Here is a 19,908-nt window from a genome sequence, read left to right on the forward strand (position 1 = left end):
CACTAGCGGCATGCGCGGAACACCAAAGCCCGGTCGGGTGATTTTTTCATCCGGCCGGGCTTTGTTCTGCTCACCCCAGCAGGGCGGGCCCGATCCAGCGGCGGACCAGAGCCCGCAGCTGCCCGTCGGTGAGCGCCGGCGTCGAGGGGTGCTGCAGGAACGACAGGAAGAGCCGCATCAGGATCTCAGCGAGCCCCTGAAGCTCGTCGTCGGTGGCGATCCCGGCCCCGGCCCAGTCGACCGGCACGTTGCGAAGGATCCGCGCGCCGAGAGCGAACGACTCGGGCGAGGTCACCGCGACCGTGAAGAAGTCAGACTCGCCCGCCTGCAGCAACAACCCCAGGTAGGGCTCCCGCGGAACCTCCAGAACGCCGAACACGACGGACTCCACCGCGACCTCGGCCGGGCTGCCGAACGAGGCGAGGTGCCGTTCCATCCGCGCGGCGAAGTCCTCGACGTTGGCCAGCGCGACGGCGCTGAGGATGTCCGCCAGCCGCGGGAAGTACCGGTAAACGGTCTGCCGGGTCACACCAGCCTCGGCGGCGACCACGGACATGCTGGTCTTGGCGAGCCCGACCCGGTCCACACACGCCATCGCCGCCTTGACGATCCGCCGGCGCGCCTCGTCCTCGGTGCCGGGCGGGTTGCCCTGCCAGCCGTGGTACCCCATGCGCACCATCATCCCCGAGAGCGCTGCCTCAGTGCCGCGAGCATCAGACCGGCCCCGATGAAGCAGGCGAGCGCGTAGAGGCCGCTGCCGACCGGCACGCCACCCGGCAGTGCGCTGATCCAGAACACCGCCATCCCACCCAGGTAGACGGCGGGGTAGATCCGGACGAAGGCGGACAGCGGTTCGCCTGGGCTTCGGTTCGCCACGACGATCCAGGCGCCGGCCACCCACACCACGGCGAGCTCGACGCCGAGAACCCAGGCCTGAGCGGTGGCGTTCCCGTCGAAGAAGCTGGACGGGATCCCGGCGATCGCCATGGTCGGCGGTGTGAGGACACCGGCAGCGAGAACTCGCAGCACCAGCGACCGTTTTCGGTGTTGCCCGCTGGTGAGGCGCACGACCAGGTAGGTCATGGCTCCCAACGAAACCGACGCGAACAACAGCATGCTCGTCATCGGCACCCCGTCCAGCGCGGGGTGGTTGACGATGTGGTTGTCCGGATTCCAGGCCCACCACTTCAGCCGCGGTCCGATGTGGTCGAAGACCTCGTAGAAAACCTGGCAGGCAAAGGCAACGGCGACCGACCCAGCCAGCGCACCGCGGCGCGCGAAGATCCCGAGCGACCGCACCACCTCGTACGCGACCTGACTGATCACCGGGTAGAACGCGATGATGTAGAGCGGCAACCTGTCCCACATGAACTGCACGGTGAACTGGTTGTGGGCGAAGATGAAACCGTAGATCTCGTTCAGCCCGAACCACTCCGGGAAGTATAGCGGCGGCTCGATCACCGCGAGGTAGACCAACGAGGTCCACCACAACGCCAGGTTGATCGGATCGCCCGCGCGATACCGACGCACCGCGTGCACCAAAGCCGCGACGGCGCCACAGATGATGAGCACCTCGAGCAACGGCATCGTCCAGTGCACAAGATCCCACGGCGGTCGAACCGAGACCACAGGCGACACGTCGTGGCAGTCGAAGCCAAGCTCACGCGTGACGGCCTCAGCCTCCGGCCCGCATCTCATCGCGCGACAACCGTTGCCACAGCACCGTTCCGCGAGTAGTCCGTAGCCGGGGGCTCAGCCTGCGGGTCGAACCCGAACGGAACCCGCTGCCGCCCCAGCGCAGTCCGAATCCGGTAGCGCACCAGCCCCGCGATCACCCGCGGGTTCCTCATCATCTGCCCGAGCGACTCGTCGAGGTTGAACACCTTCGCAAAGTGCTCGTCGACCACCTCGTACTCGCGCGCCGCACCAACGATAAGACTGAAAGCCGGCCCAGACACAGCCGCAATGACCCGCCGCCGCCACTCAGACACCTTCTCGGTACCGACCGCGCACTCATAGCCCTGGTCCCTGGCCATAGCGAGCGACCAGGGCACGGTCAGCGCTTTGCGTTGCGCTACAAGGAACCTGGCGTAGAACTCGTCGTCAAGCCGCTTCGCCTCGGAGAGGTGCTCGCGCAGCAGCAACGCCGACATCGCCGCAGAACTGATGCCCTGCCCGTAAAACGGGTTGAACGCGCAGATCGAATCGCCAACAAACACGAGACCAGGCGTACGCATGCGGTCGTAGCGCCGCCACTTGTTCCCCGTAGACCTCGTGAGGTGGACCTCCGAAGTGGGCTCACAGCGCTCCATCGCAGCCGCGAACAACGGCGTACGCACGCGCCGCGCCGCCTCGATGAACGCCTCGGTCGAGCGAGGCATCTCGATGCCCCACGAGCCCATGCAGGCGATGACACGATTCCCCTCGATGGGAAAGAAGTTCACCAGGAACTCGTGCTCGGCGGGATGCTCCCCCTTGTCAGGCGTAGGCATGATCACCAAGTGCTGCCACCACCACGACGCAGGCCGCTCTTGGGGTAGCTCGTACCAGCGCGAGGTGTACGTGACCTTGGCGTCAAGCGTCCGCACCTCGGGCTCCGGCCATCCCGCAGCCACCAGCCAGCCGCTCACCGACGACCCACGCCCCATCGCATCGACCACAAGATCGGCTTCGATGTGCTCGTCTTTGGGCGTGGAGAGCTCAACCCCGGTGACCACGCCGTCGCGCGTCTTGAGCCCGCTCACCGACACACCTTCGCGAATGGTCGCGTTGGGCAGCTTCCGCACCTCATCGCGCAGCACCCGCTCGATGAGGATCCGCGACCCGTAGATCATCGTCATAGCCCCGCGCTTGCGCGCCGACCAGCCCTCCCCGTCGAGATAGGCGGCGTCCAACGACGGCATCAGGTGCAGCCCACCGGCGGCGATGAGCGCGTCCTCGAAACCGGGGAACAGCGCCCCGATCGCGCGGCGGCCGGAGTTCAGCAGGAAGTGCGGGTGCTTGCTCTGCGGCACGCCACGCCGGTGCTCCGCCTCCGCCGGCAGCTCGTCCCGTTCCAGCACCACCACCTGGTCGAAGTGGGGAGCTAGGGCTCCGGCGGCGCACAGACCTGCGGTGCTGCCACCTAGTACGACGGCGGTTCTGCCCAGCTTCACGCGGACCACCCCTCGTCATTCATACAACCATGCTTCGAATGTATGAATGGCGAGGGGTGGTGTCAATCCGGTGACTGGCTGAGCGTGGGGACGCTCGGCGGTCGGGCCAGCTCCTCCGCGCCTCGGCGAAGCCCAGCGGGTCCACGGCCGCCCACAGCTGGTCGAAGTGGTCCTGATCGAACGGCAAGCGTTTGGCCGCGTCCTCACGAAAGCCAAATCGGCCTTGCGCCTAGGACATCTTTGTCAAGCCCGCAAGTCGGCAGCGCATCCAGCCAATTGCGACCTCCGCCTCTGTCGGTTCACTTGCAAGATAGCCGCGAATATCGCTCACTGCGCGATTCAATAGCCGGGAGACTCCCATTCCTCGACTTGACTCGGCTGGAGACTACTCATTCTAAGGAGCGGATGGCCACGGACACCATCCACCAATACCTCATTTCCACGCACCTTGTGCTGATACCAAACTGCGATCACAGAAACGTACGCCAGCGCGTCGCCGGACAAGACCTCGCTACGAGAGAGGACATCAACAAACAGCCGCCCGCCCCCATCCCACCAAGAGGACACGACAAGCGAGTCAGGTTCGATCTCTTCTGGCGGCGGCGGGATCGGAAACCCGATTATCGCTGTCGCATTCACGGTGCTCAAACACCATCTGCGGCGCCACCAGTCGCCAACCGCCACGCAAATCGGCAACGGAACGCCGCGAACAGTGGCCCCATCGTAGGGCCCAGCGTCCGACATTGCTCCTCCACTTACTTAGCCGGAATGAGACCGCACCACTAGGCGTGCTGGTTGATCATAGGAAATGAGTCCGGATGAAACACCGCCTGCGTCTGACCAGTGGTCCTCAGCAGAAGCCCACCTGCAACCAAGTCCGCCACAACCGAGGATGGCAGTCGACACACGATGACGCAAGCCTGGCCCACCAATGAAGAGATCGCAGTAGGCCGCAGTTTCATCAGCAGCAACACGGTGCTCACGCCAGGTCACCGTTCGGATCAGCTAAAAGATGTCGAGGATTACCTCTGACCAGAACGAATCGTCCGGAGAAATTGCTTCTGGGTCCCGCCCCGCAAAATCCCCGTGGACCATTCGAGATAACTCCAGACATGCCCCATAGAAATCTGGAATCGCTGCACGTTTCGATTCATCCTTCACAGCCCGCCACGCCGCCACCTCAGCCTGCCCGGCCGCTACCTCCTGCTCGGCGAGCACGCCCACAAGCCGATGCCACCTCCAAGCACAATCCACGAAAGACGAAAGACTTGAGTTGACAAGCACGTCTTTTTGCTCATTAGCACTGAGATGCGCAAGTTGAGGGTGAATTGGGGCATTTGCGGGCATGGCAAAAACAGAGCCGAGACCCGCCACAGCGCCAAGGGTCGCAGACCCGAAGTTTCCAATCCGATAGAAGCGGGTAGTTACACTCCCCAAGCCGGGTGCTACCCCATCTTGAAATTCCCCGACAACTCCCATCAGCTCATCGCTTCGCTCCCCAGGCAGTCCATAGAGCCCCAGGGCCTCCCTGTCACCTTCAGGAATCTCCCAGCCGGTCAGCGCGATCGGGGGAGCCGCCACAGGCGACTCCCCCTCGATCAGCTCACCAAGGCCAGCAGCGAGGATCCTCAGGATCTCTGCACGCGCCTCAGCAAGGTTCAACTCGTCTCCTTGATCCGGTCCACCTGCCGCAACAACGCCCGCGACTTCTCCACAACCTTGGCGAACGCGTTGACCGCCCGGAGGGCCTTGAACCCGGCCTGAATGACCTTGCCGATCTTGCCCCAAGGTCTTGCGGCCCACGTACCACGCAGGTCAGCCGAGTTCGGCAATCTCCGGCGGCATGTCTGGATCCTCGTAGTCAACGACACCGGTAGCTCTTACCTGCCGGATTCTATCTAGCCCGGAACGGAATACCGCGAGCAAGTTCTCCGTTCGCTGCACCCGTTCCGATGAGTCCGCGCTGTTCTCATGCTCGTTCCATGCCCTATTAATTGCATCTTTGACCTCGCTGCGCAGCCCCACGAGGTTCCACAGCGCTACGGCTCCGATGCTGGACTTTCTCTCAAGAATCCACATGTTCAGGCGGGCATCTTCAGCGATCATCTCGCCGGTCACCTCGAGCACCGAGAGCCCGATCCGTGGCGACTGCGCGATTTTGACCAGCAGTGGGACCATGGCGGGAACTTCTTCAGCCTCATCATTCAACGCCATCATCCTTTTCAACCACGTCTCGAAAGGCCACGTGTGACCATTGCGTGACTATAGGTCAACCGACCGAGGTGTCCTACCGACGCCCGCTCACAGGGTTCCCCGAAACGAACACGTCCCCAACAACATTAGTGTCCCCGTCCACCAGATTCGTGGCCCCCGAGTTGAACCCGATGTACTGCCCATCGGCACTCATGGCCACAGAGATCGACGTCCAGAACCCGGACGGAGTACTGGCCGGCGTCCCATCCGGAGTACGAGAAACCAGACTGGTGACCCCGGTGTCAACGTCGTGCACAAACACGTCGACCGTCTTGTTCGTGTCACCAGGAACGATGTCGACCGCATCCGACCAGTAAGCGACGAACCGGCCGTCCCCACTGATCGCCGGCCCCTTCGACCCGTCGGGAACCCAGCCCTCGTAGGTGGCCGAGGCCGGCGAGATCCGGATCGTCGTGCCGGTCACGCGGTCGTGGCGGAACACGTCCGCAGCACCATTGTTGTCACCGGGAACCAGGTTCGACGCACCGGAACCGAACGCGATGTACCGACCGTCAGTGCTCATCGAGGGTTGGTAGGACAGTTCGTTGGCCTCAACGCCGCCGCTCGCCACAGAAATCCGCGTGGTCACGCCCAGCAGCGTGTCGCGCAGGAACACGTCCGACGCGCGGTTGGTGTCGCCGGGCACGAGGTTGGACGCCCACGAGCGGAACGCGACGAAGCGGCCGTCCGCGCTGATCATCGACACCGTGTAGTCGGTGGTGCCGTTGGCCTGGGTGCCGTCGCTCGCCACCGAGATCCTGGTGGTGCTACCGGTTTCCCGGTCGTGCAGGAAGAGGTCGCGGAGCTGGTTGGTGTCGCCGGGAACCAGGTTCGGCGAGTCGGAGATGAACGTGACGTACCGGCCGGTCGGGCTCATGGCCGCAAAGAAGCCGCCGCCGAAGCCCTCGGTGCCGTCGCTCGCCACGGACACCCTGGTCGTGGTGCCGGTCTGGCGGTCGTGCACGAAGACGTCGGGCGAGCTGTTGGTGTCGCCGGGCGCGAAGTTCGAGGCGCGGGACGTGAACGAGACGTACCGGCCGTCCGCGCTGATCGTGGGATACGACGAGTACGGATTGGGCCACGGGCCGGTGTCGACACCCTGAGACCCGTCGGTGGCGACCGATACGCGGGTCGTCGTTCCCGTCTGCCGGTCGCGCACGAACACGTCGGTGCGGTCGTTCGTGTCGCCGGGCACCAGGTTGGTGGCGTCCGAGTCGAAGGCGACGTAGCGGCCGTCCGCGCTGAGCGAGGAGTTCCGGCTCTCCCGGTCGCCTTGCGCGCCGTCCGCGGCGACCGAGATCCGGTTCGGCGCCTCGTTGGCGTGCGCGACGCCCGTCAGCGCCCCCGCCAGGCTCAGCACCACGCCCGCTGTCCACAACCGTCTCATCGTCACCCTCTCGCCCAGCCGCCACGATGGCGGACCGCGGGCGGAAAGTAGCTCAGGGCGGGACGGAGATGATCACGGTGGAGTCGTGCTTAGTTCCCTCGGCGGCTGTACCCCCACGCCGTTCGGGTGAGCGTGTCCTCGATCCCGGTGAACGGGGCGATGTAGACGTCGGTGGTGAAGTCCACGTCCACGTCGTCGGCGTTGCCGCCTAGTCCGTCCGGACCCGCGCCGACCATCTGCGTCGGGTTGCCGCCCTGGTCCATCAGGTTCGCGGTGGCGTTGGTCTGGTCGGTGTGCCAGCTGCCCGAGAAGTGACCCGCCTCGTGGGAGACGTAGTTGCCCAGCGCCCGGCCGATGAACGCGATCTTGTCCGCGCCCGGTGCCAGGAAGGTGTTGAAGGAGTTGGGATCCGGCGCCGGCCTGCTGACGTAGTCGAGCAGCAGCAACGCTGTCTCCTCGTGACCGAGGTTCCCCGGGTCGATCGACTGGGCGATGCCGATCGTGCTGATCCCCGATTCGGCCACGCTGCCGCCGACGACGACCCGGCTGACGTTCGGGCGGCCGAACGGGTCGGCGTGGTCGCGGCTGTTGAGGATTCGGACGGCCGAGCTCCGGACGTGGTTGCTCAGCGCGAAGTTCTCCTTCACCGTGGCCACCACGGCGTTGATCAGCTTGCTCTCATCGGCCGCGGTGAGGCCCCAGCCGGCCAGGAAGGCTTTGAGCGGCGAGAGATCGCGTTGGGCGCCGCCAGCGCCGAAGATCGACGTGTTGACCCGCGCGCCGTCGAAGTCGAGGAACAGCGTCTGAACGCTCGTGGTCTCCGGCCGGTAGACCTCTAGCTTCATCTCGTACGGCCCGGCGCCGCTGCGGACCGCCACGACGTACCTGCCGGTCTTGGGCGCGACGAGGTCGACCGTCGCGTTGCCCCCTCCTGGCAGCGGCGAGTTCACCGAGTAGCTTCCGCTGAAGTCGTTGCTGGAGGTCTGAAGCTCGGTTCCGGCGGAGTCGAGGAAGGACAGCATGCGACTGCTGCCGTTGACGGTCGCGCCGAGCACGTCACCGGCCTTCAGGTCGACCGAGTAGAGATCCCGATCGCCGTCGAGACCACTGGACAGCCGCAGGTTGTACGGGCCTTCCGAGCCCACCCCGCCCCCGCTCGCGGGATCCGTCGGGTCACTCGGCAGGGTGCCCCAGCCCGACACCATCACGTGCCAGTCCCCGGCGAACGGCAGCGACACGGTTCCGGTGACGTTCCCGCTCGTGGGATCGTCCATGTAGACGAACCCGCTGCCGGTGGGCGTGAACATGATCACGACCGCGTTGAGGCCGCCCGCCGCGGTGACGTCGACGGACAGGGACGTGCCGGCCGCCGCGACGGGGACTTTGTAGAAGTCGAAGTCCCCTTTGCCGTCGCCGGTGCTGCCGTGCGGGCCGTCGCCGATCACGCCGGGAATTTCGACGATCTTGTGCGTGCCGATGTCCGCGGCCAGCGGAATCGCGCCGTTGTCCTCCGGCGCCTGGGGCAGCTTGGGAACGTTGCCCAGCGCCAGGTCCCCGGTGATCACCGCCTTCGGATTCCGGCCAGGTGAGCTCCCGAATCCGAGCAGCGACTCCGCTGTGGTCACCGCGTCGTTCAGACCGGACTTGCCGACCGGCTCCTTCTCCGCGTAGGTCTTCGCCGCCGCCGTGGCGGAAACCTGTTGAGCCGCACGGATCTTGCCCTTCTCCGCGCGGTCGGCGTCCGCCTGCGCGGTGTTGACAGGCGCTCCCACCGGCAGCAACGCCAGCAGTGGATCGAAACGCACAGCGGGCGCGGCTTCGGCCGCCTGAACTGGTGCCGTGCCGGACATCGCAAGCAATCCGGCCGTCAGCACAGCGAGAATCCCGCGCATGAGTTCCTCCCCGATGAGTCGTCACGCCCATTCGTGGAAACGCTCTCGCGATCACATGGTGGTCAGCGCAGTGTCAAGCACACCAACATCTTTGTCCGATTGTCAGCACTTTAGTCTGATGACCAGTTCGTCCACATCGGACTAAGTCACACCAGTCCATGCGACTGGGCATAGAGGGCGGCCTGGGTGCGGTCGCGGAGCCCGAGCCTGCCGAGGATGCGGGAGATGTGGTTCTTCACCGTGCCCTCCGACAGGTAGAGGCGCTCGGCGATCTCCCGGTTGGTGGCCCCGGCCGCGACCAGCCGCAGCACCTCGACCTCGCGCACGGTCAACGGCTCGTGATGGCCGCCGGACCGGTCCAGCACCGCCGCCAGCCGGGCCGCGGCGGCCGGATCGAACTGGGCCACACCCGCCGCCGCGAGCTTGACCGCCGCGGCCAGCTCCTGCGACGGCAGATCCTTGAGCAGGTATCCGGTCGCGCCCGCGCGCAACGAGCGCACCACGTAGTCCTCGTCGTCGAACGTGGTCAGCATGACCACCCGGCAGGAAGGAGCGCGCCTGCGCAGCAACGCGACCGCCTCGACCCCGTCGATCCCCGGCATCCGCACGTCCATCAGCACCACGTCGGGAGCCAGCGTCACCGCCTGCTCCACGGCCTCGTGCCCGTCGGCGGCGGTACCGACGACCTCGATACCGGGCTGCAGGCCCAGCAACGACGCGATGCCCTCGCGGATCAGCCGCTGATCGTCAACAACCAACACCGTGGTCATGCGGTACCCGCCGTCGGGATCGTGACGGTCAGCCTCGTGCCGGACGACGTGCCGGCGAGATCGACCCGCCCACCGGCCAGCGCGACACGCTCCCGCATCCCGAGCAACCCGAACCCCTCTGCCGCCGCACCCATGCCGCGCCCGTCGTCGGCCACGGTCAGCCGGGCCCGCTCGCCGTCGAGGTCGACCTCGACGTCGATGCGCGTGGCGGCGGCGTGCCTGCGCGAGTTGGTGATGCCCTCCTGCGCGGCCCGGTACAGCGCGTGCAGGGCGCCGGTGGCGTGGCCGTCGGGCGAGCCGCTGACCGTGAGGGTGACGTCGCCCTGGCCGGCGACCAGTTCGTCGAGGGCGGCCAGCAGGTGGAACGAACGCAGCGAGCGCACCGACTCCCGCACCTCGCCCAACGCCCGCCGCGCCGACCGCTCGGCGTCGAGGACGGCGGCCTTCGAGGTGTCGGGTTCGCGGTCGTGGAACGCGGAGGCCTTCTCCAGCAACACCACGATCGCGGTCAGGTGGTGCCCGAGGTCGTCGTGCAGATCCCTCGCCACCCTGGCCCGCTCCGCCGCCGCCGACAGCTCCGCCACAGTGCGATGCGACTCCTGCAACCGGATCCGCCCGTCACGCTCGCGCACCGCCACCGCGGCCATCGCGATGGTGAGCACCAGCCCGACGGTGAACATCACCAGGTCCGACACCTGCTCGACGTGGGCGTACCAGTCCGGAGTGCTGACCACCGCCACCGCCAAACACACCGCAGCCAACCCGACCGCCACACCCTGCCCGAACGCGAAGTACGCGGTGAACGGCACGAGCAACAACAACACCCGCGCCAACCCGGATCCGTCCACGTAGGCAATCCCCACGTACAAAGCAGCCCTGATGACCAACAACCCCACCGCCACCGGCTTGGGCGTGCGCACGGGGTACCGGCGGAACTCGGCCAGGTCCAGGGCCACGAGCACCACCAGCCCACCCACCAACAGCGGCAGCCGCGTGGTGCCAAGCCCGGAGACCGCTGCGTATACCCCCGCAATCAACACGGCAGCGCACAACACAGGCGAGACCCAGGGCGCCGGTCGCGAGGTGTGCATGCCGCTCAGGCTAATGCCGAACGAGCCGGCCACACCGCCGCCGACAGCCACACCAGCACCGCCGCGCAAACGACGTGCAGCAGCGCGGACCACGGCGTGTCCGGCAACGCCGCGAACACCGCCAGCAACGTGAAGCTGATCCCGTACCCCCAAGCCGGCACCGCGGGGAACACCTTGGCCCGCACCATCGACACCCCGAACAACACGGTGCCGAGCACGAAGACCAGCGACGCCACCTTCAGCACCACCGACGTCAGCGGCGCCACCTGATCCTGGAAGAAGATCACCAGGTTCAGCGCGAACGCCACCCCGGTGAACAACCCCAGCCCGAGCATGTTCGCCGCGTAAGCGAACGCCCCGAACCTGCCTGACGCGTGCGCCTGGTGCCCGTGGAACGCAACGACCGCGGGCGCCCCGAATACCGTCCCCAGCCCGATCACCAGACTGGTCGCCGCCGTCTCGCCGGTGAACGCCTCGATGGCACCGGGCACCCCGATGGACAGGGCGAGGATTACCCCGCACACCGCACCGAACCTGGGTAAGAAGATCTTGTTGTCCGTCACGCTGCCGACGCTAGGAGTGCGGTCACCGTGTTCCGAAGTCTCCGCCGGCCAGTTCGGGCGTCAAAGGTCATGCCGTGAGGGGTGCCGATCGGCACGTGCAGGTCGCGCCCGCGACCGAACCGGCGAGGGCGACGGTGCCGCGATCACCCGCACCCGAAGCAGACCAGCGGGACCGCGGGTGCGGCAGCGGTCGCCTCGGCCAGCGCGGCGGCGGGTCGCACGCCGCAGGCCCGCATCTCCTGGTACGCCGTCATGACGCTCAGCGCGGTCTCGTCGGGCATGCGAGCCACGGCGGCGATCACGGTCCGGGTTCCGCTGTAGAGCAACGCGGCGGTGAACCCGAGCATCTCGTCGCCGGTCCGCACGACCGTCCGGCCGATGTCGCACGACGACAGCACGACGTGCTCGGGCACCGTGCCGAGCCGATGGATGTCGTAGGCCATCAGCGGTCCGTCGAAAAGGTCGATGCGGGAGAAGAAGTAGTTGCCCGGCTCGTGGTGACCGTGCGCTGCGATGTGCACGCTCCGCCTGCCGTCGAGCGCGCCGAGCACCGAGCGGACCGTGGCGTCAGGCCCGCTGAGCACGGTGCTGGCCGCGAACACCTCGGCGATCTTGCGCACCTCGTCCTCCGCGTACTCGAGCTCTGGTCCCGCGACCAGCAGCGGAACGCCGGCCGGACCGGCCGGGCGCCGCATGGTCTGCGTCCACGCCGACGCTGAGACCGCCACGGTGACCGGCCGCCGGCGCAGACCGGGCAGCAGGTTCCACGGCACGGCGGACAGAGGTCCGGTCGGTACCACGACGAGCTCCCGGTCGCCGAGGTGTCTGCGCAGCGGTTTCACGAGGTTGTCGGCGAGCACGGCGATCTGGTGCGCGGCCGAGGCGCGCACCACCTCGGCAAGCGGTGCGGGCAGCGTTCGGCCGCACGTCGCGTCGAGATCGCTGCGGAGCCGTGCGATGGCTTCCGCCACCACCGGCAGGACACCGAGCGGCACCAGTTCCGCGGTCCCGTCCGCCACCACGAGAGCGCCGAGGTCCGCGCCGTCGGTGAAGAAGCTCGCGAGCACCGCGCGCTCTTCGCCGAGTGCCTCGACGACCTCGCCGAACCGTGCCTCAGCGAAATGCTGGCCTGAACCGTCGACCTGCCAGTCCCGCGAGCGGATCGCCCGCTCCAACTCGGCGCAGCGCCGCCGGGCCACCGGGTCCGGCCTGCCGGCCAGCTCGGCGGTGCGGGCGGCCACCGCGGCCTGACGCAGCGCCGCGACCGCATCCGTGATCGCCGGATCCGCAGGCGGCCGCACCGGCTTGACCTGGAACGCCTGCGCCCTGGTCCGCTCCAGCCAGCCGAACACCTGGTGCGGACGGCCCGTTCGCAGCGAGGCAGCCAGTCCGATCCGGGCGAGGTCCATGCCCAGTGCGGCCGCACCGGTCCGCAGGTCCACGCTGCCGAGCCGGCCGCGGTAGTCCTTCAGCAACGCGAGTCCGGCGCGGGCCTGCGCACCCACCTCGGCACTCCCACCGGTCGCGTCCGACAGCTCCGCCGCGGCGAGCCGGCGCGACAACCTGTTCTCCAGCAACGGATTTCGCGTCCGGTGCCGGGCGAGGAACCCACGCGCCCGCACCACGTCCCCCGACCGCACTGCCGCCCGAGCCGCGAGCAGAGCGGCGACCTCGGCGTCGTGCCGCAGGCCCAGCCTGACCAACATGGTGGCCAGTGACTCCGCTCGCGCCGTCACCGCACGCGGTGACCTGCCCTCGGCGAAGTCCGCCCGCAGCCGGGTCAGCACGGCGACTCCGGTCCACGTCGCGTTGCCACGCCTGCGGAAGCGCCGTTCCGCCTGGCGTGCCCACCGCCGGGCGCCGGTGTGATCACCCAGCGCCAGCGCCGCGTGCGCCCGGATCAGCTCGGCCTCGGCCAGCTCGTGGCTGGAGCGCGCCGCGGCCAACTCCCCGAGTGCGCTGTCCAGCTCCCGCACGGCTTCGGTGGCGAGTCCCGAGCTCAGCAGTACCCGCGCCTTGTCCATCGCCAGCACCGGCAGAATGCCGGGTGCGTGCTCGGCCAGCCCCGCCTCGGCCGCCTCGTAGGCGCGCAGCGCGGCAGGGATGTCGCCCGCGAGCCACTCGCAGTAGCCGCGGTTCAGCCACACCTTGGCCAGCGGGCGACCCAGACCGGCCGCCCGCGCCAGTTCCTCGCACCTCTCAAGATCGGTGCGGCACTGTCGCACCCGTCCGGACAGCTCGTGCACCATCGCCCTGTTCACCAGAGCCTTCACCAGGTTCAGCGGGTCGTCGGCGCTCTCCAGCAGCGGTATCGCCTCGTCGATGCACCGGAGGGCCTCGTCGAGCCTGCCCACGTACATCAGCACCCAGCCGTGCTGGTCGGCGAGGATGCCACGATCTTCCGGCGCGACCCGGCCCGCCGCCTCGTCGAGCAGCGCGACACCGAGTTCGGTGTTGCCGCGCCACACCTCCGCCCCGGCCAGACTGATCAGCAGCCGCCCGGCGAGCGCGCCCTCGCCGGGCAGCTTCGCGACCAGGCGCAGTCCCGCGCGGAGCAGCCGGGCACCTTCGCCCGGCCGTCCGCCGGCGACCGCGTTCACCCCACGGACGTGGAGCTCGCGCACGCGCTCGACCGCAGCTGTCATGCCGTCGCCTACAAGACGATCGACGGTGTTGTGACGCCCCCGCCGACGTGCACGTGCAGCTGAGCCAGTCCGCGCGCAACGCCGTCGAATGCGAACCTTCCGCCGTCGTCCGAGGTGACCGACACCGTGCCCGTTGTCATGCGGAGGTCGACCTGCCTGCTCACCGGCGGGGTCAGCCAGCCATCGATCCGGACCGTGCCGTCGGCGTTCGCGGTGATGTTGACCATCAAGGTCGTCGTCGCTCCGTCGAACGTGATCAGCTCGGCCCGTTCACCTCCTCGCACGGCGACGAGCTCCTGCCGGGTGCTCGCACGGAGGAACTCCGCGCCTGGACCGGCGAGGTCGAGCGCGACGTCGATCAGACCGAGCAGGTCGCGCGGCACCGGATCGATCGCCTGCCACATCTCACGGACGTTGCCGAGCACCACCGCGTCCAGCTCGTCGAGCCGGCCGTTCGGGTCACCGCCGTTCATCGCCCTCGCCGCCTTCCTCCGCGAGCAAGGTGCGCAGCTTCGCCATGCACCGGCCGCGGGTCGGTCCGATCGTGCCGCGCGGCACACCCAGCTCCGCGCTGATCTCGGCGTAGTTCGGCCGAGGGGTGAACGCCATGATCCGCAGCAATTGCCTGCACCGAACCGGGAGGAGGTCGATCGTCGCCCACAGCTCCCGGTTCGCCGACTCCGCCACCACGCGTTCTTCCGGTGTGGGTAGCTGGTCGACCAGTCCCTCGAACGTCTCGCCGTCCACGAGGTCCTCCGGCGCGTGCGAGCGGCGCATGCGCCAGGCGTCGCGCTTCGCGACCGTGATCAGCCAGCTGACGAGGGCCTGGGGTGACCGGATGTCATCCCACGAGGTGAGCAACTTCAGCCAGGTGTTCTGCACGACGTCCGACGCCGAGCTGCGGTCGATGCCCTGCGCTCGGGCTACGTGCCACAGCAACGGGGTCAGCTCGCGGACGAGCTCGTCGAGACTCGCCCGGTGCCCGGAACGCGCGGCCTCGAGCAGCTCGCCCATCCGGGTGCCGGTCGAGCCGCCGGTCACCACCGCCTCGCCTTCTTGGCACGGGCCGCCGACCTGCGCAGCCGCCGAACAGCCTTCCTCGCTCTCTTGACCGACACGTCCTGTCCGAGTTGGTCCAGTGACAGCCTCGGCTTGGCCTCAGCGGTATCGATCAGCCCGTTCGCGATCTCCGCGGCGACGATCGGGGCGGAGAACGACGTACCCGACCAGGTCGCGAAGCCCGACGAGTAGTCGTCGGGATCCATGCCCTCGCGGCCGTCCGGGCCCGATCCCGCCGGGTTGAACGATCCCCGCACGTCATCGGGGAACGTGCTGACGACATTGGCACCGATGGCGAGGACGCTCGCGTTCGGTCCGGTGTTGCTGAACCACGCGACGGAACCGTTGGGGTTCAACGCCCCGCACCCGACGAGCTCGGGTCCGATCCAGTCCTCCCGCGACGGGAATGCCAGCGCGGCTGGCAGGAACGGACGCGCCGACGCGTCGTTGCCCGCGGCCGCGACGGTCACCACACCCTCGTCCGACAACGCCCGCAGCACCTTGGTGATGCGTGCGTCCTTCTCGTCCGTGTTCTCCGCGTAGTAGCCGAGCGACAGCGAGATCACGTCGACGAGCCCGGTGTTGTCGCCCCCAAGGTTCCCGCGGGACGTCCGCAGCTTGGCCAGCAACATGTACAGGGCCAGCAGGATGTCCGACTCGTAGCCGAGGTTGTCCGGCTGCAGCACCCTGATCGAGACGACGTCCGCGCCAGGCGCGTGCTGCCGGATCAGGCCGGCGATGAACGAGCCGTGCCCGGTGGCGGAGGCGAGCACCTGGCCGATGCCGTCGGCGTACAGGGGCTCCTCCCAGTCCTGCATCAGCACCTGCGTGCGGATCAGGTTCTTGACCTGCTGCTCCTGGGCCAGGATCAACTGCTGGGTGACCCCGAAGGTGCGCAGGAAACCATCTGCGGGCAGGGCCTTGTCCTGCGGCGTGGTGCCGAACCAGGAGCAGCTGCCGTGCCCGGTGTCGAGCACCGCGACCACAGGCCTCCGCTTGCCGCCTCTCGGTTCGGGACGCTCGGGAGGACTGCCGAGGAACGCCACGGGCCTGCGCCCATAACCGGAGCGCAGTGCGACCGCCACATCGTCACGCACACCCTTCGGGCCACCGGTGTGCGGCTCGCCGTTCGGTCCCGGTCCGTACATCGCACCGAAGAACGCGTGCTCCAGCGAGATCTCCGCGACCGCGGCGGCCTCGGGCAGTTGGTCGAACGCCCCGTTCAGCACGGCTCGGCGGATCCGCTGCAGCGCGACCCACGCGTCCGGAGCCGGCTGGTCGTCGGCGGCAACGAGCACTGCCGGGCGTGGCAGGTCGGCCAGCACGTCCAGGTACGGGTGGATCGGCTCGACCAGGAGGTCGATGGTGGTGAGTCGTTTCGGCGGCACCAGGTCCCCGAAGGCGTCGCCCAGCACTTCATTGATCTTCTGGAGCGTCGCCTCGGCTCCCTGCCGGAAAAGCCGGTCCGGGATCAGCAGCGTCGCGGCCCGGTAGACGGTCGAACGCAGTGGCCCGATGTCCGGCCGGGGATCGGGGACCGCCTCGGCGGGTTTGAGCTCACGCAACCCGTGCCGGTTCAGCAACTCCACCGGCCAGGGCGACGGCTCACCCTGACGGTCCTCTGGGACAGGACGGTTCTCACGCACCCACACGAACTGGTTCGGCATGGTGGTTCCTCTCCGTACGACTTATCGCCCGCATGGACGAGAGCGTTGCGGATACGGCGCAGATGCACGGGAAAGTCACGAACCGGACACGGATTTCCTTGTGTGGCCTATGTATCTGACGATCGGCCGCCACGCACCTGGAAACACGGGCACCACGCCTGTATGTCCACAGTGGAGGAATAATGTCCGAACAGCAAGTGCTGGAACGACAACCCGACGATCTTGGGGCGGCACTCTCATTCCACCTGCCCCCGTGCCGGGTGAAGATCCTGATGGTGACCGATGGCGGCGGCTCGTTCGGCCGAGCCGACTTCGGACTCAGCGCCCTGCTCGACGCGCTGGCCCAGCCGCCGGGCCCATGGGTGCGATTCGACGTGACGACGAAACATCGCGGCGCCGGCGGGTCACCGCCTGCGTTCCGGTTCGACTCGGTGGACCTGTCGCAGTACGACCAGATCTGGATGATCGCCGTGCTGCGCAGCGGCGAGGAGTTGTCCGAGTCTGAGCTACGCGCGATCGCCCAGTTCATGGACGGCGGCGGTGGTGTGTTCGCGACCGGCGACCACGAGGACCTCGGCGTGAAGATGTGCGGCCGAGTTCCCCGAGTGCGCAGCATGCGCAAGTGGCACTGGCCATCTCCAGGACCGAACGGCGAACCGGTGGCACCGAAGGTCGACGGGCCGGACCGGCGCGACACGCTCAGTCCCGGTCGTGACGCGGGCATCCAGTTCGACGACCAGTCCGACGACGTGCCGCAGCGGATCTGCCCGAAGCTGTACCGGTCGTGGCCGTGGAACCGTTACTGGCACCGCAGTCATCCGCACCCGCTGCTGTGCGGTCCGCGCGGCGTGATCACCGTGTTGCCGGACCACCCGCACGAGGGCGAGTGCTACGTACCCGCCGACCTGTCGGCCACGTTCACGTTCGACGGCTACCAGACGACCGAGTATCCCGGGGGCATCGCACCCGAGGTGATCGCGACCTCTGCGCAGTGCGGTCACGTGGACGACGTGCACAAGGGGGTCGTCGACTCGGCCTTCTTCGGCGCGATCGGCGCGTACGACGGCTTCCGGGCGGGCGTCGGCCGTGTCGTCGTGGACGCCACCTGGCACCACTTCTTCGACATCAACCTCATCGGCGTGCTCGGCAGCGCCGACCCGGTCAAGGGCAAGGGCTTCCTCGCGTCCGACGCGGGGAAGGCCGCGTTCGAGGACATCAAGTCCTACTTCCGCAACATCGCGGTGTGGCTGGCCCGCCCAGCGTCCCAGCGATGCATGTGGTGGCGGGCCGTGTGGTGGGTGCGCTGGCACCACCAGATCGCCATGGACCTGCGCCCCCACTACCTGGGCGGACCGGAACACCTCGACATCGGTGAACTGCTGCGCGTGGGCGGCGAGGCGCGCGACGCACTCGGCCGGGTGGCGTCGCAGTGCACGGTCCGCGGGTGGGGTCTCGACCACCTGGTCCGTCCCGCCCTGCCGCGGATCTCCCCGGACCTGTGGCCGGTGCTGGACCCGTGGTTCCCGCGCCAGCCGCGGCCCGTGCCACCACTGCCCCCACCTCCGCCCCAGTTCCTGAGCGGGATGCACGGCGAGTTGCTGCTCGACACGACGCTCGGGGCCGCGGTACTCGCTCTCGCAACGGCGTTCCCCCACCTCGACGAGGAGACCTCCAAGCGAGCGGCGGAGGCCGACCTGGCCGAGCTCGCGGGTCCGCACCTGCGGCAGGCCGGGCGGTTGTTCCAGCGGTTCGCCGCAACGCAACAGGAAGAGCTCGCCGGGTTCGGTGGCGCGCTCGACGAACGCCGGCGCGAGGAGTAGGCCTGGTGGGCGGCCGACCGGTCGCTCACCAACGAGTTCGTGTTCACCGCCGCGCTCGAACTGTCCCAGTTGGACTCAGACCGACGTTCCACGGCCTGTGACACAGAGGGAACGGTGTCAATTGGTTCCGCTGTGCTGTTTCATGCCCACGTCACAGCGGGATAGGTGCCGGCGGCCTCCGCCCAGTACTTCCTGGCAACGTCCGGGTGATCCACTCTTCGGCGACGTGCGCACGGCTCACGAACAGGTCCCCCGATCGGCTACGCGGCCTCACCGCACCCTACCCACGGCGGGCTCCGGTACCGCGAACCAGAAGCCGAAGGGGCACCACCCTGGGGAGGTGATGCCCCTTCAGCAGGCCCGGCGGGGTTCGTGGCGCCGCGACCTTCCTCACCTCACGTGGACGAGCCCTGCCGGTGGCAGATGGCTCCAGGGTTGTCACGCGTGAGGTGGACTTCCGGTGCCCGCACCCCCAGGGCGGGCACCCACCGACAAGGTTGCCGCCTGCCACTACTCGCCCGGCATCGATCGGCTACTCGGTTCCAGCTCAGGCCCGAGGGTCACGCAACCCGAACTCGCGGGCGAGGTACTGGGTGGCGGGAAACGCACCGCGGTCCTGGTTGCAGAGCACCACGACCGTGGTCGAAGCCGCCTGGTACCGGGACACGAGGGCCGCCACACCGGGATCCGCCCCGCTGTGGCCGATGATCGTCACCTCGCCGTCCTCGACCACGAGCTGGCAGCCGTACCCGTACTGCTCGAGCCGGTCCGACGGCGGCCCTTGGGGCGTCGTCATCGCCGTGGTGAGCCGCGACGAGAGCAGGTGACCGCCGGCCAGCGCGTCGAGGAGCCGCGCGAGATCGGGTGGCGTGGTGATCAGCCCGCCATCGGGCATTCGGCCTCCCGGGACGCTGTAGAGGTTGCTCCGCCACTTCTCCGCGGGTTCGTCGGTGACGAGGTAGCCGGTGGCCAGCCGTTCGGGCTCGAGGTCGCGCTCGTCGAAGGCTGAGTCGGTCATGCCGGCCGTGACCAGCACCTCCGCGGTCGCCACGTCGGCGAACGAACGGCCGGTCGCGGCTTCGACGGCCAGTCCCACGAGGATGAAGTTGGCGTCGCTGTACTGGTAGACCGCGCCCGGTGGCGATACCGCGGGCAGGTCGGCGAACAGGGGAAGCAGGTCGGCGGGGCCGCGCACGTGATAGGCCGGGATGCGATCCCAGCACGACGTGTAGGACGCCCAGGTGGTGTCGTCGTCATCGTGGTAGTTCGACAGGCCCGAGGTGTGGGAGAGCAGGTGGTGCAGCGTGTGCTCCGCGGTGAGCGCACGCGGCTGATGCTCGGGCGCGAGCACCTCGGTCAGCGGCTGATCGAGCCTGAGCACTCCCCGGTCGACCAGGCGCAGCGCGGTCAGCGCGGTCACCAGCTTTGTCACCGAGGCGACGCCGAACCGCGTCCGCGTGGTCGCCGGCACTCGAAATCCACGATGCGCCAGGCCCGCGGCGTGCTCGAACACCGGCCTGCCCTCGCGCCAGACGAGCACGGCACCGCTGAACAGGGACTCCGCCGCCCGTCGATCGAACCACTCCCGAACCACCTCGGCGTCCAC

The 19,908-nt window shown here is 68.2% G+C and carries 17 protein-coding genes; 1 reads left to right on the forward strand and 16 read right to left on the reverse strand.

Annotation, left to right across the window (positions count from 1 at the left end; all coding sequences use genetic code 11):
- Positions 1-70: 70 nt before the first annotated feature.
- The 15 genes from ACIA8G_RS21125 to ACIA8G_RS21195 form a co-directional block, all read right to left on the reverse strand.
- Positions 71-670, reverse strand: coding sequence for a TetR/AcrR family transcriptional regulator (locus tag ACIA8G_RS21125; RefSeq protein WP_396420298.1), 600 nt, complete (start codon positions 668-670; stop codon positions 71-73).
- An 8-nt stretch (positions 671-678) separates the two neighbouring features.
- Entirely contained in the window at positions 679-1,698 is a 1,020-nt protein-coding gene (locus ACIA8G_RS21130; RefSeq protein WP_396420299.1) for a hypothetical protein, read from the reverse strand.
- Entirely contained in the window at positions 1,695-3,155 is a 1,461-nt protein-coding gene (locus ACIA8G_RS21135; protein WP_396420300.1) for an NAD(P)/FAD-dependent oxidoreductase, read from the reverse strand. Before ACIA8G_RS21135 ends, ACIA8G_RS21130 begins: the two co-directional genes overlap by 4 nt.
- A 1,005-nt stretch (positions 3,156-4,160) precedes the next feature.
- Positions 4,161-4,817, reverse strand: coding sequence for an SUKH-4 family immunity protein (locus ACIA8G_RS21140; protein ID WP_396420301.1), 657 nt, complete (start codon positions 4,815-4,817; stop codon positions 4,161-4,163).
- Entirely contained in the window at positions 4,814-4,987 is a 174-nt protein-coding gene (locus ACIA8G_RS21145; RefSeq protein WP_396420303.1) for a hypothetical protein, read from the reverse strand. Before ACIA8G_RS21145 ends, ACIA8G_RS21140 begins: the two co-directional genes overlap by 4 nt.
- Positions 4,971-5,372 (reverse strand): hypothetical protein, encoded by a 402-nt coding sequence (locus ACIA8G_RS21150; RefSeq protein ID WP_396420304.1) that lies wholly within the window; start codon positions 5,370-5,372, stop codon positions 4,971-4,973. The genes ACIA8G_RS21145 and ACIA8G_RS21150 overlap by 17 nt, the downstream gene beginning before the upstream one ends.
- 70 nt (positions 5,373-5,442) lie before the next feature.
- Entirely contained in the window at positions 5,443-6,795 is a 1,353-nt protein-coding gene (locus tag ACIA8G_RS21155; protein WP_396420305.1) for a TolB family protein, read from the reverse strand.
- 89 nt (positions 6,796-6,884) lie between these two features.
- Positions 6,885-8,687 (reverse strand): PPC domain-containing protein, encoded by a 1,803-nt coding sequence (locus ACIA8G_RS21160; RefSeq protein ID WP_396420306.1) that lies wholly within the window; start codon positions 8,685-8,687, stop codon positions 6,885-6,887.
- Positions 8,688-8,833: 146 nt separating this feature from the next.
- The gene (locus ACIA8G_RS21165; RefSeq protein ID WP_396420307.1) at positions 8,834-9,457 is read right to left on the reverse strand and encodes a response regulator; all 624 of its coding nucleotides are present in this window, start codon (positions 9,455-9,457) and stop codon (positions 8,834-8,836) included.
- The gene (locus ACIA8G_RS21170; protein ID WP_396420308.1) at positions 9,454-10,422 is read right to left on the reverse strand and encodes a sensor histidine kinase; all 969 of its coding nucleotides are present in this window, start codon (positions 10,420-10,422) and stop codon (positions 9,454-9,456) included. The genes ACIA8G_RS21165 and ACIA8G_RS21170 overlap by 4 nt, the downstream gene beginning before the upstream one ends.
- 131 nt (positions 10,423-10,553) lie before the next feature.
- Positions 10,554-11,111 carry a hypothetical protein gene (locus ACIA8G_RS21175; protein ID WP_396420309.1) on the reverse strand — a complete coding sequence of 186 codons (558 nt, stop codon included), beginning with the start codon at positions 11,109-11,111 and terminating at the stop codon, positions 10,554-10,556.
- 143 nt (positions 11,112-11,254) lie between these two features.
- Entirely contained in the window at positions 11,255-13,756 is a 2,502-nt protein-coding gene (locus tag ACIA8G_RS21180) for a CHAT domain-containing protein (RefSeq protein WP_396420310.1), read from the reverse strand.
- A gap of 8 nt (positions 13,757-13,764) precedes the next feature.
- A complete protein-coding gene (locus ACIA8G_RS21185; protein WP_396420311.1) occupies positions 13,765-14,229 on the reverse strand; it encodes a hypothetical protein in 465 nt (154 codons plus the stop codon).
- A complete protein-coding gene (locus ACIA8G_RS21190) occupies positions 14,216-14,797 on the reverse strand; it encodes an RNA polymerase sigma factor (protein WP_396420312.1) in 582 nt (193 codons plus the stop codon). The genes ACIA8G_RS21185 and ACIA8G_RS21190 overlap by 14 nt, the downstream gene beginning before the upstream one ends.
- Positions 14,794-16,482, reverse strand: a complete 1,689-nt coding sequence (locus tag ACIA8G_RS21195) for a S8 family peptidase (RefSeq protein WP_396420313.1) — start codon at positions 16,480-16,482, stop codon at positions 14,794-14,796. Before ACIA8G_RS21195 ends, ACIA8G_RS21190 begins: the two co-directional genes overlap by 4 nt.
- Before the next feature lie 182 nt (positions 16,483-16,664).
- Between ACIA8G_RS21195 and ACIA8G_RS21200 the strand changes: the two genes are divergently transcribed.
- Positions 16,665-18,302 carry a hypothetical protein gene (locus ACIA8G_RS21200; RefSeq protein WP_396420314.1) on the forward strand — a complete coding sequence of 546 codons (1,638 nt, stop codon included), beginning with the start codon at positions 16,665-16,667 and terminating at the stop codon, positions 18,300-18,302.
- 547 nt (positions 18,303-18,849) lie between these two features.
- Here the strand turns inward: ACIA8G_RS21200 and ACIA8G_RS21205 are convergent.
- Entirely contained in the window at positions 18,850-19,908 is a 1,059-nt protein-coding gene (locus tag ACIA8G_RS21205; protein ID WP_396420315.1) for a serine hydrolase domain-containing protein, read from the reverse strand.

This window comes from Lentzea sp. NPDC051213 (assembly GCF_044455585.1).
In the GTDB taxonomy this organism is placed as follows: domain Bacteria; phylum Actinomycetota; class Actinomycetes; order Mycobacteriales; family Pseudonocardiaceae; genus Lentzea.